The sequence below is a fragment of the Vibrio sp. DNB22_10_4 genome (assembly GCF_052879755.1).
Genome location: NZ_JBNNXW010000015.1, coordinates 39,181 through 64,834, shown reverse-complemented (window position 1 = coordinate 64,834; position 25,654 = coordinate 39,181). Strand labels below are relative to the sequence as shown.

The following is a 25,654-nucleotide window of genomic DNA, read 5'->3' as shown; positions in this document are numbered from 1 at the left end:
ACAGCTAGTGTTGTATCGTAAATCGCGAGAGAAAACAAACGTTACGCGCACAGAGTCAGTGAAGAAAAAATAACCACTTTTTTTATGAGATCTATCGAATATCCAGACGCTTACTGCTATTCTATGCGTGGTGTGCATGCACACCGTTATTCCTGATTACTTATTTGGAGTGGCATCAGTCAAAAAAGAGCGACATTGGGAGTCTATTCAGTGTTTCTCATAGGTGATCAGGCCATGTATTTGGCAACGGAATTGCCTGACTTGTTAGGTTACAACAATATGCGCCCAACACCCGTCAGGTTTTCGTACTCGGCTAACCGTAGTGCGTTAATGCGTCGTCGCAGTGGTTTTGTCGCTGCACCTGTCGCGAAAAAAGTCGCTCCTTCAATGACCCTAGTTGAGCAAGGTGTCCGAATGACATCAACGCCAACAAGCGTTGTTAAGGCAGCTTAATAAAAAGCGCAGTCTGTCTGCGCTTTTTTTTGTCTTCTATTTCACCACATATTGGTATTCTCAATGATCTTTGATACTTTTACTCAAAAATACCTATAAATTTTGTGGAGAAAGTTATGAAGTGTCACCGCGTCAACGAACTGATCGAGCTCATTCACCCTGAATGGCAAAAAGATTCCGACCTCAATCTGCTTGAATTCCTAGTTAAGCTCGCTAAAGAAGCTGGCTATGAAGGCAAACTCGAAGAGCTAACTGATGATGTACTTATCTATCATCTAAAGATGCGTAACAGCAAAAAAGACGAGATGATCCCGGGTCTTGCCAAAGACCAAGAAGATGATTTCAAGACTGCGTTGCTCAAGGCTCGCGGTATCATCAAATAACCATGAGTTATAAAAACGACCCTTTATAGGGTCGTTTTTTCTATGACCGTTCGCTCATTTTGTTGTTAAAGGTTGATAGCCTTAAAGAAATGAAATTGTTATCAAGGTTATAATCCTTGGGTTTTCATACTGCGTACTGAATAGCACTGCCAAATAATGTGGCATGGCACAGTACACAGTTACTGCAATGTCGGAAAAGATAGAGTGTGTACGAAACACACCGTCAGCCCAAGAAGGACACTCAACAATGAGTCAGGACAAAATCGACGTAAAGGATGTGACGCCTAAAACGTTCAACCCCAAAACCCACAAAGGCAACGGCGACAGATTCAACCCAAGCAACCAAATCTATGTTCGAGAGAGTAAAGGTACCTTTCAGAAATTAAGACGCTATGGCGGCTGGTTCCTACTGGTGTTATTTGCCCTAGTGCCATGGATACCTTATGGCGAGAGACAAGCGGTACTGCTCGATATCGGTAATCAGCAGTTTAACTTTTTTGGTACCACCCTTTATCCGCAAGATCTCACCCTACTTGCGCTGCTATTTATGGTCGCCGCGTTTGGTCTATTCTTTATCACCACCTTTTTAGGTCGCGTATGGTGTGGCTACTTATGCCCACAAACCGTTTGGACCTTTATGTACATCTGGTTTGAAGAAAAGCTCGAAGGCAGTGCCAACAAGCGCCGCAAGCAAGATAGCGGCAAGCTCACGGGTAACCTCATCGCACGCAAAGGCCTCAAGCACGCAGCTTGGATAGCGATTGCCCTTGCCACAGGCTTTACCTTTACCGGCTACTTTGTACCCATTGGTCCACTGGTCAGCGACTTCTTCACCTTCAACGCCAGCTTTTGGCCTGTGTTCTGGGTCGTATTCTTTGCCGCATGTACTTACGCCAATGCAGGCTGGATGCGCTCGATCATGTGTATCCACATGTGCCCGTATGCTCGCTTCCAGTCGGCAATGTTCGACAAAGACACCTTCATCGTCGGTTACAACACTAAGCGCGGTGAAAAGCGGGGGCCTCGCTCTCGCAAGGCGGATCCGAAACAGCTTGGATTGGGTGACTGTATCGACTGCGATCTCTGCGTGCAGGTCTGCCCAACCGGCATCGATATTCGCGACGGTCTGCAATACGAATGTATTAACTGCGGCGCTTGTATCGATGCCTGTGACAAAACCATGGATCGCATGGGTTACGACAAGGGACTGATCAGCTACACCACCGAGCACCGCTTATCGGGCAAACACACTAAGGTAATGCGACCAAAGCTACTCGGTTACGGCGCGGTACTGCTGGTCATGATTGCCTTGTTCTTTGTTCAAGTATCGGCGGTCGACCCTGCAGGTCTCAGTGTACTGCGCGATCGCAATCAGTTGTTCCGAGTCAACAGTGATGGCTTAGTTGAGAATACCTACACCCTTAAAGTCATCAATAAAACCCAGCAAGAGCAACAGTACACGTTAAGTGTTTCTGGCATAAAAGATGCGACTTGGTATGGCAGACAAACCATTACCGTTGAACCGGGTGAAGTGTATAACCTGCCAATGAGCCTTGGCGCCGATCCGGATGCGCTAAGTTCACCTGTCTCGACAATTCAGTTTATACTGAGTGACAGCAACGACTTCTCCGTACAAGTGGAAAGTCGATTTATCAAAAAGCTCTAGCTCTCTAGCAGCAACCAATAATAGGAAAGGGCTCGGCAACGAGCCCTTTTATCATCACGATGACAGATACTGCGTTTAACTTTGACGCCCTCACTCCCGATTTCATGTGGTACGCCCTTGAAAGCATTGGTGTCAGAGCCGAATCCGGCTTACTTCCTCTCAACAGCTATGAAAACCGTGTGTATCAGTTCACCGATGAAGAGCGTAAACGCTACGTGGTTAAGTTCTATCGCCCTCAGCGTTGGAGCCAAGCTCAAATCCAAGAAGAACATGATTATGCTCATGAGCTGCTGGAGCACGAAGTCCCTGTCTCTGCGCCATTAATAATCAACGGCCAGAGCATTCATGAATATCAAGGCTATCTGTTTACCCTGTTTGCTAGCGAAGGCGGTAGGCAGTTTGAGGTGGATAACCTTGAGCAAATTGAGTGGGTAGGACGCTTCCTAGGTCGCATCCATAAAGTCGGCGCCAGCAAGCCTTTTGAGCATCGCCCAACGATAGGACTGGAAGAATACCTGTATCAGCCTCGTAAGTTACTGCAAAACTCTAGCTTTATTCCCTCTCATCTAGAAAATGCCTTCTTTAGTGACTTGGATATGCTGATCGGTCAAATTGAAACTCACTGGCAACCTGCTGAGACCATTAGACTGCATGGCGATTGCCATCCAGGTAATATCTTATGGCGCGATGGTCCGCTGTTTGTCGATCTTGACGATTCGCGCAACGGCCCAGCAATTCAAGATCTATGGATGCTGCTCAACGGCGATCGTCAAGACAAACTGATGCAGCTCGACGTGTTATTGGAGGGCTATCAAGAATTCAGTGAACTGCCAAGCAGTCAATTGAAACTTATTGAACCATTGCGCGGTCTACGTATGGTGCACTACATGGCATGGCTCGCCAAACGATGGCACGATCCGGCTTTCCCACAAGCGTTTCCGTGGTTTAATGACGCGAAATACTGGGAAGGTCAGGTACTTGGCTTTAAAGAGCAAATTGCCGCTCTCAACGAAAAGCCACTTTCATTGCAGCCGCAGTGGTGACAAACTAGTCGAAGTCCATCAATAGGATTTTGAGTTTTACACATGGAGAAAATAATGAAAAAAATCATCGCACTTTTTGCGACGCTACTCGTCAGCCTCAGCGTCAGTGCCGCTCAGTTTGAAGAAGGTAAACACTACAAGGTGTTGGAGTTGGAAAAGTCCTCGAAGCCAATCGTGACGGAGTACTTTTCATTCTACTGTCCACACTGCAATAGCTTTGAACCTATCATCGCTCAGTTAAAAAAGAAGATCCCTGCAGACGCTAAATTCCAAAAAAACCACGTTTCGTTCATGGGTGGTCCAATGGGTCTTTCGATGAGTAAAGCTTACGCGACGATGATCGCACTCAAAGTCGAAGACAAGATGACACCAGTACTATTCAACCGCATTCACAACCTTCAGAAGCCACCTAAAAACGATGAAGAACTGCGTCAAATCTTCCTAGATGAAGGCGTTGATGCTAAAAAATTCGATTCTGCTTTTAATGGTTTTGCCGTTGATTCCATGGTTCGTCGCTTCGACAAGCAATTTAAAGATAGCGGCCTAACAGGAGTTCCTGCAGTTATCGTCAACAACAAGTATCTGGTTGAAGCGGGTGGCATTACCTCTCTTGATGAGTATTTTGAGCTGGTTAACTTCCTATTGAAAAAGTAATCCGACTCTAAGAAGAAAAACCGAGCCTGATATCATCGAGGCTCGGTTTTTTTATTTGCGATGAATCTGTTTCAATACGTCATCTTTTTGCTGCCAGACATCCCCAAGCCATTGCTGGAAACAACGCTTATAAGGCTTGTCGTTGAAATAATCTCCCGATACGTTCTCATCAATGGGCAACGTACGCACTTTTACCACTATCTTGGTCATGTTACCCATTAACGCCGCTTTAAACGGCTCTACTCTATTTTCTGGGTAGGCCAAGGTGACATCGATAATGCTATCAAACTGCTCACCCATCGCGGCCAACGTATACGCGATACCGCCTGACTTAGGTTGTAGCAAGTGCTGATAACCCGCCTTGCTTTGCTTTTGCTTCTCTGTGGTAAAGCGCGTGCCTTCTACGTAGTTCACCACAGTTGTTGGCGTATCTTTAAATCTGGCACAAGAGCGACGTGTGGTTTCTAAGTCTTGGCCACGTTTTTCTGGATGCTTTATTAAATATTCACGGGAGTAGCGCTTCATAAATGGCATGTTGAGCGCCCAGCACGCCATACCGACAAAAGGAACATACAAAAGTTGCTGTTTAAGAAAGAACTTAGGCATAGGAATGCGATCTTTAAAGACGCTACACAGCACGACGATATCCGTCCAACTCAGGTGATTGCTGATCATTAAATACCAGCCATCTTTTCGCAGCGCTTCAATGCCTTCGATTTCCCATTCAAGCTTAGGGTTTATCAATCGAAGTATCCCATGATTAATCGTTGCCCATAGCCACATAAATTTATTCGCAAGCGCGGTACATAATGCCTGAATCGGCTTAAACGGCAGCACCAGTTTGATCAGCCCAAAACCTAGAATGGGGATCGAACAAAATGCGGTATTGAAGATGACGAGCGACGAACTCATTACAAAAATTAGGTATCCAAGCATATCTAATGTTCTATGAAGTATTTGTAACAGTTTTATGGCGGTTAATTGTACAAGGAGAGACGCCTTGCGCAACGATTAATTAATTGGTCTGATTTGTGTTGTAACTTGCAAAAAACAAACTTATTGTGAACCAATAACATAACATAAACATATAATTACAACCGTTACCTCAATAATCAGAATGTAATAAGGAATCGTTATGAAAAGGGCATGGAGTGTCTTAGCAGTGTCACTGAGTGTTGTCTCTTATAGTGCTGTAGCTAAATTAGGAGAAAGTAATGGCTTTAGTGGTGAAATCGCACTAAACGCCGCTTACGCGAGCAAAACGTCAAACCTTAGCAACACCGACGATGAATTTCGAACCTATACCGGTGAGGCGCAAGAGAACAGCAGTGCCTTAGTTCTGCCACTGGGTAACGTTCAATACACCTGGGGTTCACGTTCCAACCACCAAGTTTTCTTAGGTACCTCTCGAGCCGACGTTGCTGTGGGTACACTGGCGCTTGAAACCGGCTACCGCTATCAGTTCCAAAATGGAACTAAGTGGAGCCTAGCGATTTTGCCAACCATTCTTGAAGGTGAGGTATGGCGTGATCCTTACCTTGAAAATCAAGCTAGAAGCACTACCAACGAGAAAGGCACAGCCTATCGTATGCAGATCGATAATATCGCTGGCTCACTGTTTAGCCTCGACCTTGCTTATGGAAAGCGTGAGTTGGACGCAGAACTATCTGGCTCTGGCGCGAACTTAACCGCAGCGCAAATGGCGACACTCGACAGAAACGCCGATGTTTTCTACGGCAAATTCAAAATGATGCTGCCAGTCAACAAAGGGGTTTTACTGTTCCCTGCGCTCATTTACACCCAACAAGATGCTAATGGCAGCGCGATGAAGAGCAACACCTATGGTGCAGAAATTTCGTCATTTGTCTCCGCTGGCAATCACCAATTCGCTTTCACCGTGACTTATCTCAACCGTAAATACGATGGCGCCAATCCAGTGTTTGACAACATCACTCGTAAAGATGATGAGTGGAAAGCGTTTTTAGCGTATGAGTATCCGGGCATCTTCTATGCAGACAACCTCTCTTTGGTCGCATTTGGTGGTGTGAACAACAGCAGCTCTAACATCGCCTTCTATGATGAGAAGGATTGGATCACCTCTGTAGGTCTAAATTGGGAGTTCTAATAGAACCCGACGCTAAGCATTGAAACTATCAATACATGGCTTAACAAAACATGTTGTTAAGCCATTTTTTGTCATTAAAGTATCCGCATAAAATATAGGTGCTTGGATTAAGCACTCTAATGAGCCTACTGACGGATATTGTATGACCACGTTTAAGCCCCTTGTTTCCACAGCCCTGTTGACTGTTATTAGCCAATCCGCCATCGCAGCATTGGCGCCAGAATCCGGCTTTAGTGGCGAGATCTCTATCAGCAATGCGCAGATCGGTGACAAATCCAACTTCGTCGCCAGCTCTGATCCGAAAATCAGCAGTGCCGAAGAGGCCTATGATGAATTCTGGATGCCGCTAGGCATGGTCAAATACACCTATGGTGCGAAGCGAGAGAAAGAATGGTTTATCGGTACATCGCGCAATGACATAGCGGTCGGCACCTTTGTACTCGAAGGTGGATATCGTCAGCAGTTAGAAGATGGTTCCATTTGGAGTGTCTCCTACCTTCCAACCGTCATTGGAGAGCCTATCTGGAAAAACCCCTACGTCGGTGCTGACCAGCTTGAAGAGACTGAGGCCAAAGGCGAAGCTTACCGTCTACAGATCGAGAATATTGCTGGCTCATTGTTCACGCTCGATATGGCGTATGGCAACCGCGAGGTGACTGGTGAAAGCTCTGCGACCAACCTCAACAGTAACCTGTCTAACCAGTACGACAGAAACAGCGATATGTATTACGCCAAAGGTTCCTACACCCTTGCGATGAGTGATGCTTGGACATTGTTTCCTTCACTCATTTACTTGCTCGATGACGCCAAAGGTGAAGCGATGAATAACCAAGGTGCCGGCGGTGAGCTAACCGCTCTGTATGCTCATAAAAAACATAGTATTGCGGCAACCATGAGCTACATGAATCATGAGTATCGTGGCCAAAACGCCATCTTCGAACAGTCAGGTCGTATTGATGACAAGTACAGTGCGTTCCTCGCCTATGAGTACCTTGCACTGGAATCTTTGTCGCTTGTCTCACTTTCAGGCTACAACGCGACAGACTCCTCTATCGCATTCTACGACTCCGCTGACTGGATAACTTCTATCGGCATGAACTTCGCCTTCTAACTACACCGCTTGCGCGGTGAGCTGCTTGAGTAGCCGATCCATGGCGCGATAACCAAGCGCTTCTGCAATATGAGCTCGCTGTATAGAGGGCTCATTGGCAAGGTCGGCAATCGTTCGTGCGACTTTAATGATGCGGTGATAAGCACGAATCGACAAGCCAAGTCGATGTAAGGCATTTTCTAAAAACTCAGCATCGGCTTTTTCTAAGCGGCAGTAATGCTCTATTTCGCGGCTTTGCAACAAGGCATTCACTTTGCCGCTGCGCAATAACATCGTCTCTCTTGCAACCAACACACGCTGCTTCACGGTTTGCGTCGTTTCTCCTCGATCTCCGCCTTCAGCTAAGGTGCCTTTGGGCAGTGAGGGGATCTCTATAGACATATCAAATCGGTCGAGTAGCGGCCCAGATAAACGACTCAAATAGCGCAGGATAAGCTGCGGGTTGGTTCTGGATTGATTGCCCTCGTAATAACCTGTTGGGCTTGGATTTAACGCACCAACCAATTGAAAACGAGCAGGAAAGCGGGTTTTTCCTTGCGCGCGAGAAATAATGATCTCACCAGACTCCAATGGCTCGCGCAGTGAATCTAGTACTTTGCGCTCGAATTCCGGCATCTCATCTAAGAACAGCAATCCGTTGTGCGCCAGAGAGATTTCACCCGGTCTAGGAATAGAACCGCCACCCACGAGTGCAGCCATTGAGCTTGAATGATGAGGCGCGCGAAAGGGTCTGGTTTTCCAATTGCTCTCATTAATTTCTTGTTGGGTGAGTGAGGCCACCGAGGCCGTTTCCATGGCTTCATCTTCGCTCATCTCAGGTAACAAATCACAAAGTCGAGAGGCCAACATAGTTTTCCCTGTGCCGGGCGGACCGAGAAAAAGTAAATTGTGATTACCGGCCGCCGCGATTTCCAGCGCCCTCTTTCCTTGCTGCTGTCCAATAATATCTTGCAGGTCTCGGCCCTTTTTCGCGACTTGAACAACGGGCTTGCTGGTCACCAATGAAAGAGTCTGCTGCCCCATTAAGTAACTGCACACATCCAACAATGAGGACGCTGACTTGTGGTTATCTTTACCAACCAAGGCAGCTTGATCGCCATTATCTTCAGGTACTAACAAGCAGCGCTGCGCTTTATTGGCTGCAAGTGCAGCAGGCAATACGCCTTTCACTGATCTAAGTTCCCCTGACAAGGCCAACTCTCCAACAAATTCATGCACCAGAAGTTTATCGTGAGGCAGTTGATCGGAGGCCGCCAGTATTCCCAACGCTATCGGCAAATCAAAGCGGCCGCCTTCTTTGGGGAGATCGGCGGGGGCGAGATTGACTGTAATTCGTTTGGCGGGAAATTCGAACCGAGAATTGATGATCGCACTACGAACTCTATCCTTAGATTCTTTGACTGTCGTCTCGGGAAGTCCGACGAGCGTAAAGCCTGGCATGCCATTGCTGATGTGCACTTCCACTGTCACTAGAGGTGCCTCCACACCAACACTGGCACGGCTGTAAATAATAGATAATCCCATAAAATCCCTTTTTTATTCCGACTTCTCTTTGCTCAATGGTTAAAAGTCAGATTTTTATATATACCTTATGTTATACCTCAACATTTAATGCTGAGTAAATGTGACGAAAGTATGATTTTTTGCTTGTCAGCTAACAGAAATTTGTGATACCACTAGGGACGCAAACATTTTCGTTAGACACAACGCAACGATTTATAAACAAGATAATGACTTTTAACGCACACTCTCACACTCTGATTAGCCTGATTATTGTGGTCCTGATTGGTACCGCACGGGGGCATGTGGGCGTTAAATAGCCACAAGATTTTAAAAACCCCCGCACTGAAAAGTCCGGGGGTTTTTTTACAAACTCATAATAGTAATTTGATAGTGATCACTCATTGAAAGCCCACAGGCTGAGATGACAGGAAGAAATGGAGCACAACATGTGCAAGCGAACGACAAATCGTCACGATAAGCGTGGCACTCAAGGAGGCTATAATGACAGGTGCTGAATTAGTTGTAGCCGCATTGAAGCAGCAAGGTATCGAGACCGTGTTTGGTTATCCTGGTGGAGCCATCATGCCCATCTACGATGCTTTGTATGACGGTGGTGTGGAACATATCCTTTGCCGACACGAACAAGGCGCTGCAATGGCAGCCATCGGAATGGCAAGAGCCACCAAAGATGTTGCTGTTTGTATGGCAACCTCAGGCCCTGGAGCCACCAACCTTGTTACCGGTCTTGCTGACGCTTTCCTCGATTCTATCCCTCTCGTTGCTATCACTGGCCAAGTTGCTAGTTCACATATCGGTACTGATGCCTTCCAAGAAATGGATGTGATCGGTATGTCACTCTCGTGTACCAAACACAGCTACCTCGTGACCGACATCAACGAACTCGCTCCCACTCTAGCCGAAGCATTTGAAGTTGCTAAAGCAGGCAGACCTGGCCCTGTCATCGTTGATATCGCTAAAGATGTCCAACTTGCTAATGCTCCGGTGGATGTGCTGCCTCCATTTACACCGCCTGCAATTCCTGTTGCCGATGAACAACAAGTTAAACGCGCGCAGCAGTTGCTTGATGAAAGCTCTCGCCCTGTACTGTATGTCGGTGGTGGTGTACAGCTAGCAGATGCGACTGAATCCGTTCGCGAGTTCCTGCGCATCAACCCTATGCCAAGTGTCAGCACACTAAAAGGTCTCGGCACGATTGACCGACACGACCCTCACTATCTCGGCATGCTGGGTATGCACGGCACCAAAGCAGCGAACTTGGTAGTGCAAGAGTGTGACCTACTCATCGTGGTCGGTGCACGCTTTGACGACCGTGTGACTGGTAAACTGGATACCTTCGCGCCACACGCAAAGGTGATTCACATCGATATCGATGCAGCAGAATTCAACAAACTGCGTGAAGCGCATGCAGCGCTGCGTGGTGACATCAATGTCATCTTGCCTCAGCTTGAACTATCAAAAGACATTAACGCTTGGGCACATCACAGTGAAAGTCTGCGCAGCGGCTTCAAGTGGCGCTACGACCACCCGGGCGATCTGATTTTTGCTCCACTGCTGTTAAAACAGCTTTCAGACATGATGCCGGAAAACTCCATCGTTTCGACCGATGTTGGCCAACACCAAATGTGGGCTGCTCAGCACATTCAGCCAAGACTGCCTGAGAACTTTATTACTTCAGCAGGTCTCGGCACCATGGGCTTTGGTCTGCCTGCCGCGATGGGCGCAGCAGTAGGACGTCCTGATGACCAATCCGTCCTGATCACGGGTGATGGTTCATTCATGATGAACGTTCAAGAACTCGGCACCCTAAAACGTCGCCAAATCCCAGTGAAAATTGTGCTGTTAAATAACCAACGTCTTGGTATGGTAAGGCAGTGGCAGTCACTGTTCTTCGACGGCAGACATAGTGAGACGATTTTGGATGACAACCCAGATTTTGTCATGCTTGCTAAAGCTTTTGATATTCCAGGCAAGACCATCACTCGCAAAGAAGAAGTCGAGCCAGCGCTGAAAGAGATGCTGGAGTCTAAAACGTCTTACATGTTGCACGTGCTGATCGATGAAGAAGAAAACGTATGGCCTTTGGTTCCACCAGGTGCCTCAAATAGTGACATGTTGGAGAATACCTAATGGACAGATATCTACTAGACATCAAAGCCGATGACAAACCTGTCTTGCTTGAGCGCGTACTGCGCGTGATTCGCCACCGTGGCTTTATTATCAAACAAGTGGCTGCGACCCAAAACCATGAGAGTAAGGTTGCCAGCGTTGAGATCATTGTAGATAGCGATCGACCAATCACTACTTTGATCAACCAAATTGAGAAACTTTGGGACATCAGAACCGTTGAGGTCACAGAACTTAAAAACAACGAACTGACCAATCACAACCTACAAGAACAGAACGCATAAGGAAGGAATGCTAAATGGCTACTAAAACAGCAGATTTTATTTGGTTTAACGGTGAGATGGTTCCATGGGCAGAGGCGAACGTTCACGTCCTGACTCACGCAATGCACTATGGCACATCTGTTTTTGAAGGGGTTCGCTGTTACAACACGCCAAAAGGGCCTGTGGTATTTCGCCATCCTGAGCATGCTAAGCGTCTAAAAGATTCAGCAAAAATTTATCGCTTCCCTATTCCTTTCACTGAAGAAGAAATCATGGAAGCGACGCGTGAAACACTGCGTCAAAACAAACTAGAGTCAGCGTATATTCGTCCTCTTGGTTTTGTTGGTAATGTGGGTCTCGGTGTTTGTCCACCAGAGGGCACCATCATGGATCTTATCATCGCGGCTTTCCCATGGGGCTCTTACCTAGGTGAAGAAGCGCTCGCAAACGGCGTTGATGCGATGATTTCTAGCTGGAACCGTGCGGCACCAAACACCATACCAACGGCTGCCAAAGCCGGTGGTAACTACCTATCGTCACTATTGGTTGGTGGTGAAGCTCGTCGTCATGGTTATGATGAAGGCATCGCGCTAAGCGTTGACGGTTACCTATCAGAAGGCGCGGGCGAGAACATCTTCGTAATTAAAGACGGTGTTATCAGTACTCCACCTGCCACCAGCGCTATCCTTCCTGGTATTACCCGTGACTCTATCATGACGCTAGCAAAAGACATGGGCTATGAAGTGCGTGAAGCAAACATTGCTCGTGAAGCACTTTACCTCGCTGATGAAGTGTTCATGACAGGTACCGCAGCAGAAATCGTTCCTGTACGCACTATCGATAAGATTGAGGTTGGCGAAGGCAAACGCGGTCCAATCACCAAAGTGATGCAAGACGCATACTTCGGCCTATTTAACGGCACCACGGAAGATAAGTGGGGCTGGTTGGACTACGTCTACCCTCAAGATAACCAGTAAGCACCAGGTAAATTTAAGGAAGTATTACAATGCCAAAATATCGTTCTGCCACCACAACTCATGGTCGCAATATGGCTGGTGCGCGTGCTCTATGGCGCGCTACTGGCGTTAAAGATGAAGACTTCGGTAAGCCTATCATTGCCGTTGTGAACTCGTTCACTCAGTTTGTTCCAGGTCACGTACACCTGAAAGATCTTGGTCAGCTCGTCGCACGTGAGATCGAAGAAGCGGGCGGCATCGCTAAAGAATTCAACACCATCGCCGTGGATGATGGTATCGCAATGGGTCACGGCGGCATGCTGTACTCACTGCCATCACGTGAACTCATCGCCGACTCGGTAGAGTACATGGTGAATGCACACTGCGCCGATGCAATGGTATGTATCTCAAACTGCGACAAGATCACTCCTGGAATGCTAATGGCTTCAATGCGCCTTAATATCCCAGTGATCTTTGTGTCTGGCGGTCCAATGGAAGCCGGTAAAACCAAGCTTTCTGATCAGATCATCAAACTTGATCTGGTTGATGCCATGATCCAAGGTGCGGATCCAACAGTTTCCGATGAGCAAAGTGAGCAAATCGAACGCTCTGCATGCCCTACTTGTGGCTCTTGCTCTGGTATGTTTACCGCTAATTCGATGAACTGTCTGACTGAGGCGTTAGGTCTATCTCAACCAGGCAACGGTTCTCTACTTGCGACGCACGCAGATCGCGAAGTGTTATTTAAGAACGCTGGTAAGCGTATCGTTGAACTCACTAAACGTTGCTACGAGCAAGATGATGCGTCAGCACTCCCTCGCAACATTGCCAATAAAGAAGCATTCGAGAATGCAATGGCGCTAGATATTGCCATGGGCGGCTCAACTAACACGGTTCTACACCTACTTGCCGCGGCGCAAGAAGGTGAAGTCGACTTTGATATGGAAGATATCGATCAGATGTCTCGCCGCGTGCCAAACCTTTGTAAGGTAGCACCATCAACGCCTAAGTATCACATGGAAGACGTACACCGCGCGGGTGGTGTTATCGGCATCCTAGGTGAGCTTAACCGCGCAGGTCTATTGAACAACCAAACAAAAACGGTACTTGGTCTGACAATGGAGGAGCAGCTGTCTCAATACGACATCATGCTGACGGATTCGGAAGAAGTAAAATCCTTCTACCGCGCAGGTCCTGCAGGTATTCGTACTACACAAGCCTTCTCACAAGATTGTCGCTGGGACACCCTCGATGACGACCGTGAAAATGGTTGTATCCGTACTAAAGAAAATGCTTACAGCCAAGACGGAGGTCTTGCGGTGCTAAAAGGTAACATCGCACTGGATGGCTGTATCGTTAAGACAGCTGGCGTGGATGAGAGCATCCTTAAGTTCCAAGGTCCTGCCGTTGTATTCGAAAGCCAAGAAGATGCGGTAGATGGCATCCTAGGCGGCAAAGTGAAAGCCGGTGATGTTGTTGTTATCCGCTACGAAGGTCCAAAAGGCGGTCCGGGCATGCAAGAAATGCTGTACCCAACCACTTACCTAAAATCCATGGGGCTAGGTAAAGAGTGTGCGCTACTGACTGACGGTCGCTTCTCTGGCGGTACATCGGGTCTGTCTATCGGTCACGCCTCTCCAGAAGCGGCCAATGGCGGTACGATTGGTTTGGTGAAAGATGGCGATATGATCAACATCGATATTCCAAATCGTGAGATCACGCTTGTGGTTTCTGAAGACGAGCTAGCGGCTCGCCGCGCAGAGCAAGACAAGCTAGGCTGGAAACCTGCTGATCGTGAACGTACTGTTTCTCTAGCATTGAAAGCTTACGCCAATCTAGCCACCAGCGCCGATAAAGGTGCGGTACGTGATAAGTCCAAACTCGAGGGCTAATCATGAATGACGTAGATAATCATCCCGTATCTGGCGCAGATTATCTGCGTCAGGTTCTCAGAGCACCTGTCTACGAAGTGGCGACTGTGTCGCCGCTTCAAGATATGCCAAGACTCGGCGCTCGCATCGGCAACCAAGTCCAAATCAAGCGTGAAGACAGACAGCCTGTACACTCATTCAAGCTGCGCGGTGCCTACAACATGGTGGCGAACCTCAGCGATGAGCAAAAGCGTGCGGGTGTAATTGCCGCTTCAGCGGGTAACCACGCTCAAGGCATGGCGCTGTCAGGCACTAAGCTCGGCATCAATACGACTATCGTGATGCCAAAAACCACGCCAGATATCAAAGTCGAAGCCGTTCGCGGTTTTGGTGGCAACGTGGTACTTCACGGCAGCAACTTTGATGAGGCGAAAGCAGAAGCCGAGCGCCTCTCAAAAGAGCATGGCTATACCTTTGTTCCCCCTTTCGATCACCCTCTGGTGATTGCAGGACAAGGCACTATCGGTATGGAAATGCTGCAGCAAAATGGTCATCTAGATTGCATCTTTGTCCCAGTGGGCGGTGGTGGTCTTGCTGCTGGTGTTGCCGTTCTGGTTAAGCAGCTGATGCCTGAAATCAAAGTGATTGCGGTAGAGCCTGAAGACTCGGCTTGCCTCAAGGCTGCATTAGATGCTGGTGAGCCAGTCATTCTCGACCAAGTAAGCATGTTTGCTGATGGTGTTGCGGTGAAGATCATCGGCAAAGAGACCTTTAGGCTGTGTCAACAGTACATCGATGGTCACATTACCGTATCTAGCGATGAGATCTGCTCCGCGGTAAAAGATATCTTTGAAGATACTCGTGCTATTGCCGAGCCATCTGGTGCGCTCGCATTGGCAGGCCTCAAGAAGTTTGCCGAAAAGCATCAGCTCAAAGACAAGCAACTGGGTACCGTACTCTCTGGTGCGAACACCAACTTCCATGGTCTACGCTATGTCTCTGAGCGCTGTGAACTGGGTGAGAAACGTGAGGGCTTACTCGCGGTAACTATCCCAGAGCGCCAAGGTGCTTTCTTTGAGTTCTGCAATATCATTGGCGGGCGTGCAGTTACTGAGTTTAACTACCGTTACAACGACGATGAACTTGCAAACATCTTTGTCGGTGTAAGACTGGTTGGCGGCCAAGATGAGCTTGATGGCATAATCAACGATCTACGCACTGGTGGATATCCAGTTGCCGATCTCTCTGATGATGAGATGGCGAAACTGCATATTCGCTACATGATTGGCGGTAAGCCATCTAAACAGCTCAAAGAGCGCTTATACAGTTTTGAGTTCCCAGAGTACCCTGGCGCCCTGCTTAAATTCTTGAGCACGCTTGGTACGCATTGGAACATCAGTCTGTTCAACTACCGCAATCACGGTGCCGATTACGGTCGCGTACTGTGTGGTTTTGAGCTTGAAGACAGCGATCTTAGCGAGTTCTCGACCCACCTTCGCGAGCTTGGCTATCAATGCAAAGATGAAACGGATAACCCGTCTTATAAGTTCTTCTTGTCTTAGTCTGGCAGTAAAAATCAACGGGAAGCCATCGCTTCCCGTTTTTTATGCCAACCAATCTCGATAAAGCTTACCTTCCTCACCAAGGTAGTCGAGTAACCACTCGAGTAACTTGTGGTTGTCATGCTTTCTCCAAACCATGCAGCATTCACTAGAAAGTTTGGCATCCGGAAGTACACGCTCAACCAACAAACCTTGCTCGATGAGAGGTCTCGCCATATGACTTGGCATGTAGCCTATTCCTACATCACTTTTCAGACACTCAATCGCAGTAAACCAATTCGGTAGCAACAATCGGCGCTGCTGCGGATAGTGTTCGGTATGGCGCTTAGGCAGCTCGCGTGAGGTGTCATCAATACAGATGGCAGGATATTGGCTTGCGATCGACTCATCCAATACATCCACAAGCGCGCAAGGATGAGTTGGCGACATCACCAGAGCCCAATCTAGGCTACCTATCTTTTTCACTCCGTACTCGCCACTCACTGGCACGGCGGATGTGGCGCCGATGACGATATCCGCGCGCTCTTGGGATATGGCCTCCCAAGCGCCATTGTAGACTTCCATATTGATCTGCAGCTCCGCAAACTCAAACTCGCGATAGAAGTCTTCAATGAGCTCTGAGAGTTTATCTACCTTTACGATATTATCTAAGGTCAGCTTTAAGCTACTTTGCCAGCCTTGTGCTGTACGGCGAGTTTGATGAGTAAGCTCATCCATGCGACGCAACATCTGTCGAGCTTCCAATATGAACACTTCCCCGGCAGGCGTCAGTTCGACTTTGCGTGGCAAACGAGTAAAGAGTTGTACACCAAGCTCTTGCTCTATCTGGCGCACACTATAGCTAATCGCAGAAGGGACTTTATGCAGCACTTGCGCTGCCGCGCTGAAGCTCCCCAGATGCGCAACCACATCGAGCATTTCTAGTGAAGAACGTGAGTACATAACTAGCTTTCAAAAATTTTGATTAATAACCACAAAATATAGCGTTTTATTTTTCTTTTTTCCAAAAATAGAATACCCGTCATCAGCAGTATGGGCTGGCGCCAAACCATTCCTGTGAAAATATTTCAAGGAATAACAATGAAAATCTCTAAACTTCAACTTATCTACTTATCTGCACTGTCGATGTTGGGCTTTATTGCCACGGATATGTACTTGCCTGCGTTTAAACTTATTGAGCAGGACTTTGCTACTGGACCAGAGCAGATCGCGCTATCGCTGACGGTATTTCTCGTCGGTATGGGTCTGGGTCAATTTGTATGGGGACTGGCCAGCGATCGCTTTGGTCATCGCAAAACACTGTTTGCTGGACTGACCATCTTTACTATCGCGTCATTTGGTCTGGCTTGGAGTGAGCAAGTATGGCAACTGCTATCACTGCGTCTGCTGCAAGCGATTGGTGTCTGTGCACCGGCGGTAATCTGGCAGTCTATGGTTATCGATAAATTTGATAAGAAAACCAGTCAACAGATTTTTGCCACTATCATGCCGCTAGTGGCGTTATCTCCAGCGCTTGCACCACAACTTGGTGTATTGCTAACTGAAATGTGGGGATGGCATAGTATTTTTGTGGTTCTTGCGATCACAGGTGCACTGCTTGCAATGATCACTTTATCACTTAAAGATCAGCCAAAATCTATCGAGAAACGATCGTCAATTAGCGCCGATCTTAAGAGTCTGTTTGGATCGAGAGAGTACATGGGCAATGTGATCATGTACGGTGTAGCATCAGCGGCATTTTTTGCGTACCTAACCGGTATGCCAGAAATCATGAGCCAACTTGGTTACTCGGCAAAAGACATTGGCCTTAGCTTTATCCCACAAACCGTGGCGTTTATGGTGGGTGGCTATGCGGGTAAAAAGCTGGTGGCAAAACTCGGTGATGATGCCGTACTCAAGCAGCTTCTTGGTTTAGAAACCGTGGCTATTTTGATGGTGTTTGTAGCCTGTCAGTGGGAGCTTAGCAGCGTATGGCCAATCCTATTGCCGTTTTGTCTGCTGGCAGTCGCTAATGGTGCCCTCTACCCAATCGTGGTGAACCGTGCACTATCAAGTGCAGCGCACTGCTCAGCAACAGCCGCTGGTCTGCAAAATAGCCTACAAATAGGGGTAAGCAGTCTAGCCAGTGCCATTGTGGCTGCGTTTGCGGTTTTGGCGCAATCGGCTGTTGGCTACGTCATTCTTGGCTGCTTGGCTGTCATGTGGATTGGCTATTTGGTTGCTAACCCTGCGGTCACCGAGGAGTTAACGATTCCTGATAACTCTCGCGTCGTTAGCGACGAGTAGCGACAAAAAAAGGGCGACCTCGCATAGTATGCAGGTCGCCCTTTCTATTTATCGACCGTACTTATTATCGACAGTGCTTACAGACTTTTCAGTCCCCATTTCTCTGCAGTGGCATCAAAGAAGCCCTGAGTCTTCTTAAGCTCTACCCAGTGGTTCACGTAGTTAATCCATACTTGGTCTTTTTGCGGCAGCAGCATAGAGATTGGCGTTGGCTTACGAGGCTCTTCTACTGGCACAATAGCCAATTGCTTGAACTTGGTCACCAAGGTCGCAGCTTCCACATTTGAGGTCACCGAGACGTCAGCACGGCGCGCTAAAAGCTCCTGGAAATCACGCGCAGGCGCTTCAATGACAATATGTTCGGCTTCTGGGAAGAAATCTTTAACCATCTTCTCTTGCACCGTCCCTAGCGTCGCTGCAACCTTAACACCAGGCTTGTTGAAATCTGCCCAATCCGCGTACTTTTCAAGATCTTTCTTCTGCACCACAGGCACAAAAGCTAAGTAGAAATACGGCTGGCTGTATCCCGCGACTTTAGCACGAGACATATTAAGCGATGCGCTTCCCGTGATATCGTACTTATTGGCAGTGATACCATTAACCAACGTTTTCCAATCGGTCGCGACATACTCAACCTTGACCCCAAGATCTTTGGCAAGCTCAGTAGTGACATCAATATCAAATCCACGATAAGAGTTAGTCGCCGGATCTTTCATGGTCATCGGGTTCCAATCCCCTGTGGTACCTACCCTAAGTACACCTGAGTCTAAGATCTTTTGTAGGCGACTGGTTTCTGCCGCTACCTGCCCAATAGAGAGAAAAGTAATAATAAAACCCAGAATCCACTTCTTCATTGAATAGTCCCTTAAATTATTAAACATTCGTGGTACATCCTTGATAACATAGCAGTAACAGATGGAAATTTCAGAGATTTTAGGGACGATTGTGAGCTATCGATTACTTGCTGTTGTGTTGTGCCTGCCGCTACTAAGTGGTTGTTCTGACTACGAGTGGGGCTGGTATGTACTCGATCCTTCTACCGAACAAGGGAAAACCAACCTCGGATTCTTGTTAGCAGGTTTTAAGGACACCATCTATGTGTCACTGCTGAGTATGGTGTTTGCCATGCTGATAGGCCTACTTGTTGCCTTCCCTGCTCTTTCCAATAAACCTTGGTTACGGGCTATCAACCGCATCTATGTTGAGGTAATACGCTCTATTCCGGTTCTGGTTCTGCTTCTGTGGGTCTATTACGGTATGCCGACGCTACTAGACGTTTCACTCAACCATTTCTGGGCTGGCGTGATAGCACTGACTATCGCTGAAAGTGCTTTTATGGCCGAGGTCTTTCGTGGTGGCATTCAAGCCGTGACTCGTGGTCAACATGAAGCGGCAGAGTCATTAGGGCTCAACTATTGGCAGAAAATGCGCTTGGTGATTTTACCTCAGGCGTTTAGGCAGATACTGCCGCCGCTGGGGAATCAATTTGTCTACATCTTAAAGATGTCTTCGCTGGTCAGTGTGATTGGCTTAAGCGACTTAACCAGGCGTGCCAATGAGCTAGTGGTTAACGAGTACTTACCATTAGAAATCTATACCTTCCTGGTATTGGAGTACTTAGTGCTGATTCTGTTGGTTTCTCAAGCCGTACGCTGGTTAGAAAAAAGGATAGCGATCCCGAGTCATTAACCACCAGCACGGCATGCAAAAGGCTTTAATAAAGTACACAGAAACCAAAAAGGGTCTCAATGAGACCCTTTTTCACTATCAGAGTGTAATCGTCATTACTTTTTCTTTACTGGACGCTGCCAGCCTGTGATCTTGCGCTCTTTGGCGCGAGTGATCACTAACTCACCTTCAGCTACGTCTTTGGTTAGGGTTGTACCCGCACCAATCGTTGCACCATCAGCAATCGTCACGGGTGCGACTAACTGGCTGTCTGAGCCAACAAACACATCGTTTCCGATAATGGTCTTAAACTTATTCGCGCCATCGTAGTTACAGGTGATCACACCCGCCCCAACGTTAGTGCGCTGACCGATCTCAGCATCGCCAAGATAAGTAAGGTGGTTCGCTTTAGAGCCTTCACCTAGGCGTGCATTTTTCACCTCAACGAAGTTACCCACGTGAGAGTCATTGCGCATATCTGCACCAGGGCGCAGGCGAGTGAATGGACCTACGGTACATTTCTCACCAACGGTCGCACCTTCAATCACACTGTAAGGGCGCACAATGGTGTTGTCATCGATTTCACAGTCTTTCAGCACACAGCCAGTGCCAATCACCACGTTATCACCTAGCGTTACGCTACCTTCGATGATGACGTTAGTGTCAATTTCTACGTCCATACCACACTGCAACTGACCACGCAGGTCAAAGCGAGCTGGGTCACGCAGCATAACGCCCTGCTCTAGCAGCTTCTGTGCTTGCATCGATTGGAATGCACGCTCTAGACGCGCTAACTGAGCGCGGTCGTTGACGCCTTCAACCTCAATTGGATTCGCTGGGTGCACCGCTTCAACTGCACGACCTTCATCGTGTGCTGCTGCAATCACGTCTGTTAGGTAGTACTCGCCCTGTGCATTATCGTTGCTAAGGCCTGATAGCCAGCGCTTAAGATCGCCACCCGTTGCAACCATTACACCTGTGTTGATCTCTTTAATCAGCTTCTGCTCTTCGGTGGCGTCTTTTTGCTCGACGATAGCCACTACCGGGCCATTCTTACGCACAATGCGGCCATAACCCATTGGGTTATCCAGCACGACAGTAAGCAGTGCAATACCGCCTGTTGGCTGCGCATCTAATAGGTTTTCAATGGTTTGTTCTGAAATCAGTGGGACGTCACCGTATAGCACCAGTACTTTCTCGTCATCGGCTAGATAAGATGATGCTTGGTCAACTGCGTGACCCGTACCCAGTTGGTCTGCCTGCAGAACCCAGTTGACGGTTTCTTGCTCGAGAGCCGATTTCATTAAGTCGCCACCATGACCATACACCAGGTGGATGTTTTGAGATCCCAAACCTTCACAAGTATCGATGACATGTTTCACCATCGGCTTACCCGCTAGGGTATGCAAGACTTTCGGTTTATTGGAATACATGCGGGTTCCCTTTCCCGCGGCGAGTACAACTGCACTGAACTTCATTATTATCAAACCATTGACGTTAAAAAAACTGTCATTATTTTAGCTGTGAATAGCACAAGAGTTAATGTTGATAAGCAAATTTGCGATAAAAAATAAGCAAAAAGGCGACCTAACGGTCGCCTTTCTCATCGCGGTCAATCTAATCGAGCTAGATTAACGACGTTTTTTTGTCAGTTCGATTACTCGAAGCTGAGCAATGGCTTTAGCCAGTTCACTGGCCGCTTGCGCGAAGTCCATGTCGCCATGCTGATTAGAAATAGATTCTTCAGCTTTGCGCTTGGCTTCTTCTGCCTTCGCTGCGTCTAGTTCTTCACCACGGATAGCCGTATCAGCCAGTACAGTCGCTGTACCAGGCTGAACTTCTACAATACCACCAGAGACATAAATGAACTCTTCGTGGCCGTGCTGTTTAACGATACGCACCATACCAGGCTGAATAGCGGTCAGCAGCGGTGTGTGACCATGGAAAATACCAAGTTCACCTTCGCTACCGGACACCTGGAACGTTTCTACGCGACCAGAGAAAAGCTTTTTCTCCGCGCTTACTACGTCTAGGTGAAAGGTTATTGCTGCCATATCGCCTCCTATTTAGCCTTATAGCTTCTTAGCATTCTCGATAGCATCGTCGATAGTACCGCAGTACATGAACGCTTGCTCTGGAATGTCATCGTAGTCACCAGCTAGTAGACCTTTGAAGCCACGTAGAGTCTCTTTAAGAGGTACGTAGATGCCAGGGTCGCCAGTAAATACTTCCGCTACGTGGTAAGGCTGAGTTAGGAAACGCTCAATCTTACGAGCACGAGATACAACTTGCTTATCTTCTTCAGATAGCTCGTCCATACCTAGGATCGCGATGATGTCTTTCAGCTCTTTATAACGCTGCAGTGTTTGCTGCACACCACGAGCAACCTCGTAGTGCTCTTGACCAACAACTAGAGGATCAAGCATACGAGATGTTGAATCTAGTGGGTCAATCGCTGGGTATAGACCCATAGCAGCGATGTTACGGTTAAGTACAACCGTTGCATCCAAGTGCGCGAACGTTGTTGCTGGAGACGGGTCAGTCAAGTCATCCGCTGGTACGTATACCGCCTGTACAGACGTGATAGAACCAGTCTTAGTTGACGTGATACGCTCCTGTAGTACACCCATCTCTTCTGCAAGAGTTGGCTGGTAACCTACCGCAGATGGCATACGACCTAGAAGTGCCGATACCTCTGTACCTGCAAGTGTGTAACGGTAGATGTTATCAACGAACAGTAGTACGTCACGACCTTCGTCACGGAAACGTTCTGCCATTGTTAGACCAGTCAGAGCAACACGTAGACGGTTACCTGGTGGCTCGTTCATCTGACCGTAAACCATTGCTACTTTTGATTCTTCAGGGTTTTCAACGTTTACAACGCCTGCTTCCTGCATCTCAAAGTAGAAATCGTTACCTTCACGAGTACGCTCACCTACACCCGCAAATACGGATAGGCCTGAGTGTTGTAGTGCGATGTTGTTGATAAGCTCCATCATGTTAACGGTCTTACCTACACCTGCACCACCGAATAGACCGATTTTACCACCCTTAGCGAATGGACAAACCAAGTCGATTACTTTAACACCCGTTTCTAGAAGAGCGACTTCGTTAGATTGCTCTTCGTAGCTTGGCGCTTCACGGTGAATCGCATAGCTTTCTTCTGCACCGATCTCACCACACTCGTCAATCGCATCACCAAGTACATTCATGATACGACCAAGAGTCTTAGTACCTACTGGTACTGAGATTGGCGCGCCTGTGTTCTCTACTGTTACGCCACGACGTAAACCATCAGAGCTACCCATTACGATACAACGAACTACGCCACCGCCTAGCTGTTGTTGAACTTCAAGAACAAGACGCTCTTTAGAGTCCGTTACGTTTAGAGCATCGTATACACTTGGTACGTCGCTCTGTGGGAACTCTACGTCGACTACCGCACCGATGATCTGTACGATCTTACCTGTAGCCATCGTTAATCCTCTAATCTATTTCGTTTTACCTAAGCTTAAACCGCAGCTGCGCCGCCAACGATTTCTGATAGTTCTTGTGTGATAGCCGCTTGACGCGCCTTGTTGTACACAAGCTCTAGATCATCAATCAGGTTGGTCGCATTGTCCGTTGCAGCTTTCATTGCAATCATTCGAGCCGCTTGCTCACAAGCAAGGTTCTCTACCACACCTTGATACACTTGAGATTCGATATAACGAAGCAATAGTGCGTCTAGTAGTGGTTTTGGCTCAGGCTCATAAATGTAGCCCCATGAATGTTCGCGCTGCATCTCGTCACTGTCAGATTTAGGCAGAGGTAGCAATTGATCGATCGTTGGTTCCTGAATCATAGTGTTCACAAAGTGGTTATACACTACGTACAGGCGATCCAATTCGCCTTCGTCATATTTCTTCAGCATGACGCCTACAGTACCGATTAGGTCTTCAAGACTAGGCTCATCACCCAGACCAGACACCTGTGCCGCTACTTTAGCACCGCTGTTGTTAAAGAATGCCGTTGCTTTTGAGCCAATCACAGCCAGCTCAACTTCAGCACCTTTTTGTTTCCAATCCTGCATCTCTAGGACAGCTTTTTTGAACAAGTTAATGTTCAAGCCGCCACAAAGACCACGGTCGGTAGAAATAATGACATAACCAACACGCTTGGCTTCACGCTCTTCTAGGTACGGATGTTGGTACTCTAGGTTTGCGTTAGCCAAATGACCGATCACTTTACGCATAGTTTCAGCGTATGGACGAGAAGCTTCACGCGCGTCTTGCGAACGACGCATTTTCGAAGCTGCTACCATTTCCATCGCTTTCGTAATTTTCTGAGTGCTTTTCACACTACCGATTTTATTACGTATCTCTTTTGCGCCGGCCATCGTTACTCTCCATAAGTGGTGACCAGAAGGTCACCCACCAATTACCAAGTCTGAGTTGCTTTGAAATCGTCAGTCAGTTTCTTAAGCTGAGCTTCGATATCGTCGTTGTAAGCACCCGTAGTGTTGATCTCTTTAGCAAGATCAGCATATTGACTGTGAGCATACGATAGAAGCGCTGCTTCGAAGTCTAGAATCTTGTTGATTTCAACATCATCTAGGTAGCCGCGCTCAACAGCAAAGATAACTAGCGCTTGGTCAAATACAGACATAGGAGCGTATTGCTTCTGCTTCATTAGCTCTGTAACTTTTTGACCGTGGCTTAGCTGACGCTTAGTTGCTTCATCTAGGTCAGATGAGAACTGTGCGAATGCCGCTAGTTCACGATAAGCCGCTAGTGCAGTACGGATACCGCCAGATAGCTTCTTAATGATCTTAGTCTGTGCTGAACCACCTACACGAGATACTGAGATACCTGGGTCAACAGCTGGGCGTACACCCGCGTTGAAGGCTTCAGTTTGTAGGAAGATCTGACCATCGGTAATCGAGATTACGTTCGTAGGTACGAATGCAGATACGTCACCCGCTTGAGTTTCGATGATAGGAAGAGCAGTCAAAGAACCCGTCTTACCTTTCACTTCACCATTAGTGAAACGCTCTACGTACTCTTCGTTTACACGAGCTGCACGCTCTAGTAGACGTGAGTGAAGGTAGAATACGTCACCTGGGAATGCCTCACGGCCTGGTGGACGTTTAAGTAGTAGAGAGATCTGACGATAAGCTACCGCTTGCTTAGATAGGTCATCATAAACAATCAGAGCATCTTCACCACGGTCACGGAAGTATTCACCCATTGCACAACCAGAGTATGGCGCAAGATATTGCAGTGCAGCAGATTCAGAAGCAGAAGCAACCACTACGATAGTGTTTGCAAGTGCACCGTGTTCTTCCAGTTTACGTACTACGTTTGCGATAGTAGAAGCCTTTTGGCCAATCGCTACGTAGATTGAGAAGATACCAGAGTCTTTCTGGTTGATGATTGCATCGATCGCCATCGCGGTTTTACCGATCTGACGGTCACCGATGATAAGCTCACGCTGACCACGACCGATTGGGATCATTGAGTCAACTGACTTATAACCAGTTTGTACTGGCTGATCAACCGATTTACGGTCGATTACACCAGGTGCAATCATTTCGACTGGTGACGTAAGCTTAGCTTCAATTGGACCTTTGCCATCGATTGGCTCACCTAGCGTGTTTACAACACGACCAAGCATTTCTGGACCAACTGGCACTTCAAGAATACGACCAGTACCTGTTACTTTCATGCCTTCCTTAAGGTTGGCATAAGGGCCCATTACTACCGCACCAACCGAGTCACGCTCAAGGTTAAGTGCTAGTGCATAACGGCCACCCGGTAATTCAATCATTTCACCTTGCATCACGTCCGCTAGGCCGTGAATGCGAATGATACCATCGCTTACCGATACGATAGTACCTTCATTACGAGCTTCACTCACAACATCGAAAGATTCGATACGCTGCTTGATTAGGTCGCTAATTTCTGTGGAATTAAGTTGCATGCTC

At 47.7% G+C, this 25,654-nt stretch carries 23 protein-coding genes; 14 read left to right on the top strand and 9 right to left on the bottom strand.

Annotation, left to right across the window (positions count from 1 at the left end):
- The first annotated feature begins 210 nt into the window (after positions 1-210).
- The 5 genes from ACVA6Q_RS21580 to ACVA6Q_RS21560 all read left to right on the top strand — a co-directional run bounded on the left by ACVA6Q_RS21580 (position 211) and on the right by ACVA6Q_RS21560 (position 4,199).
- Positions 211-453, top strand: coding sequence for a hypothetical protein (locus ACVA6Q_RS21580; protein WP_353498747.1), 243 nt, complete (start codon positions 211-213; stop codon positions 451-453).
- A 116-nt stretch (positions 454-569) separates the two neighbouring features.
- Entirely contained in the window at positions 570-836 is a 267-nt protein-coding gene (locus ACVA6Q_RS21575; RefSeq protein ID WP_353497501.1) for a YihD family protein, read from the top strand.
- Between the two features lie 247 nt (positions 837-1,083).
- A complete protein-coding gene (gene ccoG / locus ACVA6Q_RS21570; protein WP_446648897.1) occupies positions 1,084-2,502 on the top strand; it encodes a cytochrome c oxidase accessory protein CcoG in 1,419 nt (472 codons plus the stop codon).
- Positions 2,503-2,561: 59 nt separating this feature from the next.
- The gene (locus tag ACVA6Q_RS21565; protein ID WP_446648896.1) at positions 2,562-3,545 is read left to right on the top strand and encodes a serine/threonine protein kinase; all 984 of its coding nucleotides are present in this window, start codon (positions 2,562-2,564) and stop codon (positions 3,543-3,545) included.
- Between the two features lie 54 nt (positions 3,546-3,599).
- Positions 3,600-4,199, top strand: a complete 600-nt coding sequence (locus tag ACVA6Q_RS21560; RefSeq protein WP_446648895.1) for a thiol:disulfide interchange protein DsbA/DsbL — start codon at positions 3,600-3,602, stop codon at positions 4,197-4,199.
- 51 nt (positions 4,200-4,250) lie between these two features.
- Here ACVA6Q_RS21560 and ACVA6Q_RS21555 read toward each other — a convergent pair whose 3' ends face one another.
- A complete protein-coding gene (locus tag ACVA6Q_RS21555) occupies positions 4,251-5,135 on the bottom strand; it encodes an acyltransferase (protein WP_446648894.1) in 885 nt (294 codons plus the stop codon).
- Positions 5,136-5,334: 199 nt separating this feature from the next.
- Here ACVA6Q_RS21555 and ACVA6Q_RS21550 point away from each other — a divergent pair, with 199 nt between their 5' ends.
- The gene (locus ACVA6Q_RS21550) at positions 5,335-6,324 is read left to right on the top strand and encodes a DUF2860 family protein (RefSeq protein WP_446648893.1); all 990 of its coding nucleotides are present in this window, start codon (positions 5,335-5,337) and stop codon (positions 6,322-6,324) included.
- Between the two features lie 142 nt (positions 6,325-6,466).
- Entirely contained in the window at positions 6,467-7,435 is a 969-nt protein-coding gene (locus ACVA6Q_RS21545) for a DUF2860 family protein (RefSeq protein WP_446648892.1), read from the top strand.
- Here the strand turns inward: ACVA6Q_RS21545 and ACVA6Q_RS21540 are convergent, their stop codons facing one another.
- Positions 7,436-8,959 carry a YifB family Mg chelatase-like AAA ATPase gene (locus ACVA6Q_RS21540; RefSeq protein WP_446648891.1) on the bottom strand — a complete coding sequence of 508 codons (1,524 nt, stop codon included), beginning with the start codon at positions 8,957-8,959 and terminating at the stop codon, positions 7,436-7,438.
- 480 nt (positions 8,960-9,439) lie between these two features.
- Between ACVA6Q_RS21540 and ilvG the strand changes: the two genes are divergently transcribed.
- From ilvG to ilvA, 5 genes are read left to right on the top strand one after another with little or no spacing between them, the layout of a single operon-like run.
- Entirely contained in the window at positions 9,440-11,086 is a 1,647-nt protein-coding gene (gene ilvG, locus ACVA6Q_RS21535; RefSeq protein WP_446648890.1) for an acetolactate synthase 2 catalytic subunit, read from the top strand.
- Complete coding sequence (ilvM, locus tag ACVA6Q_RS21530) at positions 11,086-11,367, top strand: acetolactate synthase 2 small subunit (RefSeq protein WP_418641825.1); 282 nt, start codon at positions 11,086-11,088, stop codon at positions 11,365-11,367. The genes ilvG and ilvM overlap by 1 nt, the downstream gene beginning before the upstream one ends.
- A 14-nt stretch (positions 11,368-11,381) precedes the next feature.
- The gene (locus ACVA6Q_RS21525; protein WP_446648889.1) at positions 11,382-12,323 is read left to right on the top strand and encodes a branched-chain amino acid transaminase; all 942 of its coding nucleotides are present in this window, start codon (positions 11,382-11,384) and stop codon (positions 12,321-12,323) included.
- A 29-nt stretch (positions 12,324-12,352) separates the two neighbouring features.
- Positions 12,353-14,194, top strand: coding sequence for a dihydroxy-acid dehydratase (ilvD, locus tag ACVA6Q_RS21520; RefSeq protein WP_446648888.1), 1,842 nt, complete (start codon positions 12,353-12,355; stop codon positions 14,192-14,194).
- Between the two features lie 2 nt (positions 14,195-14,196).
- Entirely contained in the window at positions 14,197-15,735 is a 1,539-nt protein-coding gene (gene ilvA / locus ACVA6Q_RS21515) for a threonine ammonia-lyase, biosynthetic (protein ID WP_446648887.1), read from the top strand.
- 42 nt (positions 15,736-15,777) lie between these two features.
- Here ilvA and punR read toward each other — a convergent pair whose 3' ends face one another.
- The gene (gene punR / locus ACVA6Q_RS21510; RefSeq protein ID WP_446648886.1) at positions 15,778-16,677 is read right to left on the bottom strand and encodes a DNA-binding transcriptional activator PunR; all 900 of its coding nucleotides are present in this window, start codon (positions 16,675-16,677) and stop codon (positions 15,778-15,780) included.
- Positions 16,678-16,815: 138 nt separating this feature from the next.
- Between punR and punC the strand changes: the two genes are divergently transcribed.
- The gene (punC, locus tag ACVA6Q_RS21505) at positions 16,816-18,021 is read left to right on the top strand and encodes a purine nucleoside transporter PunC (RefSeq protein ID WP_446648885.1); all 1,206 of its coding nucleotides are present in this window, start codon (positions 16,816-16,818) and stop codon (positions 18,019-18,021) included.
- Between the two features lie 77 nt (positions 18,022-18,098).
- On the opposite strand, the gene ACVA6Q_RS21500 is transcribed toward punC, so the two are convergent.
- On the bottom strand, positions 18,099-18,875 hold the full coding sequence (locus tag ACVA6Q_RS21500; protein WP_353497486.1) for a transporter substrate-binding domain-containing protein: 777 nt from the start codon (positions 18,873-18,875) through the stop codon (positions 18,099-18,101).
- A 91-nt stretch (positions 18,876-18,966) separates the two neighbouring features.
- Here ACVA6Q_RS21500 and ACVA6Q_RS21495 point away from each other — a divergent pair, with 91 nt between their 5' ends.
- Complete coding sequence (locus ACVA6Q_RS21495; protein WP_353498629.1) at positions 18,967-19,710, top strand: amino acid ABC transporter permease; 744 nt, start codon at positions 18,967-18,969, stop codon at positions 19,708-19,710.
- A gap of 95 nt (positions 19,711-19,805) precedes the next feature.
- Here ACVA6Q_RS21495 and glmU read toward each other — a convergent pair whose 3' ends face one another.
- The 5 genes from glmU to atpA form a co-directional block, all read right to left on the bottom strand.
- The gene (gene glmU, locus ACVA6Q_RS21490) at positions 19,806-21,167 is read right to left on the bottom strand and encodes a bifunctional UDP-N-acetylglucosamine diphosphorylase/glucosamine-1-phosphate N-acetyltransferase GlmU (protein WP_418641827.1); all 1,362 of its coding nucleotides are present in this window, start codon (positions 21,165-21,167) and stop codon (positions 19,806-19,808) included.
- Between the two features lie 153 nt (positions 21,168-21,320).
- The gene (locus ACVA6Q_RS21485) at positions 21,321-21,743 is read right to left on the bottom strand and encodes a F0F1 ATP synthase subunit epsilon (protein ID WP_042478114.1); all 423 of its coding nucleotides are present in this window, start codon (positions 21,741-21,743) and stop codon (positions 21,321-21,323) included.
- Between the two features lie 18 nt (positions 21,744-21,761).
- Entirely contained in the window at positions 21,762-23,165 is a 1,404-nt protein-coding gene (atpD, locus tag ACVA6Q_RS21480) for a F0F1 ATP synthase subunit beta (RefSeq protein ID WP_063604564.1), read from the bottom strand.
- Between the two features lie 35 nt (positions 23,166-23,200).
- On the bottom strand, positions 23,201-24,067 hold the full coding sequence (gene atpG, locus ACVA6Q_RS21475; RefSeq protein ID WP_042478116.1) for a F0F1 ATP synthase subunit gamma: 867 nt from the start codon (positions 24,065-24,067) through the stop codon (positions 23,201-23,203).
- A 41-nt stretch (positions 24,068-24,108) separates the two neighbouring features.
- The gene (gene atpA, locus ACVA6Q_RS21470; protein WP_353497484.1) at positions 24,109-25,650 is read right to left on the bottom strand and encodes a F0F1 ATP synthase subunit alpha; all 1,542 of its coding nucleotides are present in this window, start codon (positions 25,648-25,650) and stop codon (positions 24,109-24,111) included.
- Positions 25,651-25,654 lie beyond the last annotated feature (4 nt).

Coding starts and splice junctions, on each gene's coding strand:
- ACVA6Q_RS21575 (WP_353497501.1), top strand. CDS start 570: ATGAAGTGTCACCGCGTCAACGAACTGATCGAGCTCATTCACCCTGAA.
- ccoG (WP_446648897.1), top strand. CDS start 1,084: ATGAGTCAGGACAAAATCGACGTAAAGGATGTGACGCCTAAAACGTTC.
- ACVA6Q_RS21565 (WP_446648896.1), top strand. CDS start 2,562: ATGACAGATACTGCGTTTAACTTTGACGCCCTCACTCCCGATTTCATG.
- ACVA6Q_RS21560 (WP_446648895.1), top strand. CDS start 3,600: ATGAAAAAAATCATCGCACTTTTTGCGACGCTACTCGTCAGCCTCAGC.
- ACVA6Q_RS21555 (WP_446648894.1), bottom strand. CDS start 5,135: ATGCTTGGATACCTAATTTTTGTAATGAGTTCGTCGCTCGTCATCTTC.
- ACVA6Q_RS21550 (WP_446648893.1), top strand. CDS start 5,335: ATGAAAAGGGCATGGAGTGTCTTAGCAGTGTCACTGAGTGTTGTCTCT.
- ACVA6Q_RS21545 (WP_446648892.1), top strand. CDS start 6,467: ATGACCACGTTTAAGCCCCTTGTTTCCACAGCCCTGTTGACTGTTATT.
- ACVA6Q_RS21540 (WP_446648891.1), bottom strand. CDS start 8,959: ATGGGATTATCTATTATTTACAGCCGTGCCAGTGTTGGTGTGGAGGCA.
- ilvG (WP_446648890.1), top strand. CDS start 9,440: ATGACAGGTGCTGAATTAGTTGTAGCCGCATTGAAGCAGCAAGGTATC.
- ilvM (WP_418641825.1), top strand. CDS start 11,086: ATGGACAGATATCTACTAGACATCAAAGCCGATGACAAACCTGTCTTG.
- ACVA6Q_RS21525 (WP_446648889.1), top strand. CDS start 11,382: ATGGCTACTAAAACAGCAGATTTTATTTGGTTTAACGGTGAGATGGTT.
- ilvD (WP_446648888.1), top strand. CDS start 12,353: ATGCCAAAATATCGTTCTGCCACCACAACTCATGGTCGCAATATGGCT.
- ilvA (WP_446648887.1), top strand. CDS start 14,197: ATGAATGACGTAGATAATCATCCCGTATCTGGCGCAGATTATCTGCGT.
- punR (WP_446648886.1), bottom strand. CDS start 16,677: ATGTACTCACGTTCTTCACTAGAAATGCTCGATGTGGTTGCGCATCTG.
- punC (WP_446648885.1), top strand. CDS start 16,816: ATGAAAATCTCTAAACTTCAACTTATCTACTTATCTGCACTGTCGATG.
- ACVA6Q_RS21500 (WP_353497486.1), bottom strand. CDS start 18,875: ATGAAGAAGTGGATTCTGGGTTTTATTATTACTTTTCTCTCTATTGGG.
- glmU (WP_418641827.1), bottom strand. CDS start 21,167: ATGAAGTTCAGTGCAGTTGTACTCGCCGCGGGAAAGGGAACCCGCATG.
- ACVA6Q_RS21485 (WP_042478114.1), bottom strand. CDS start 21,743: ATGGCAGCAATAACCTTTCACCTAGACGTAGTAAGCGCGGAGAAAAAG.
- atpD (WP_063604564.1), bottom strand. CDS start 23,165: ATGGCTACAGGTAAGATCGTACAGATCATCGGTGCGGTAGTCGACGTA.
- atpG (WP_042478116.1), bottom strand. CDS start 24,067: ATGGCCGGCGCAAAAGAGATACGTAATAAAATCGGTAGTGTGAAAAGC.
- atpA (WP_353497484.1), bottom strand. CDS start 25,650: ATGCAACTTAATTCCACAGAAATTAGCGACCTAATCAAGCAGCGTATC.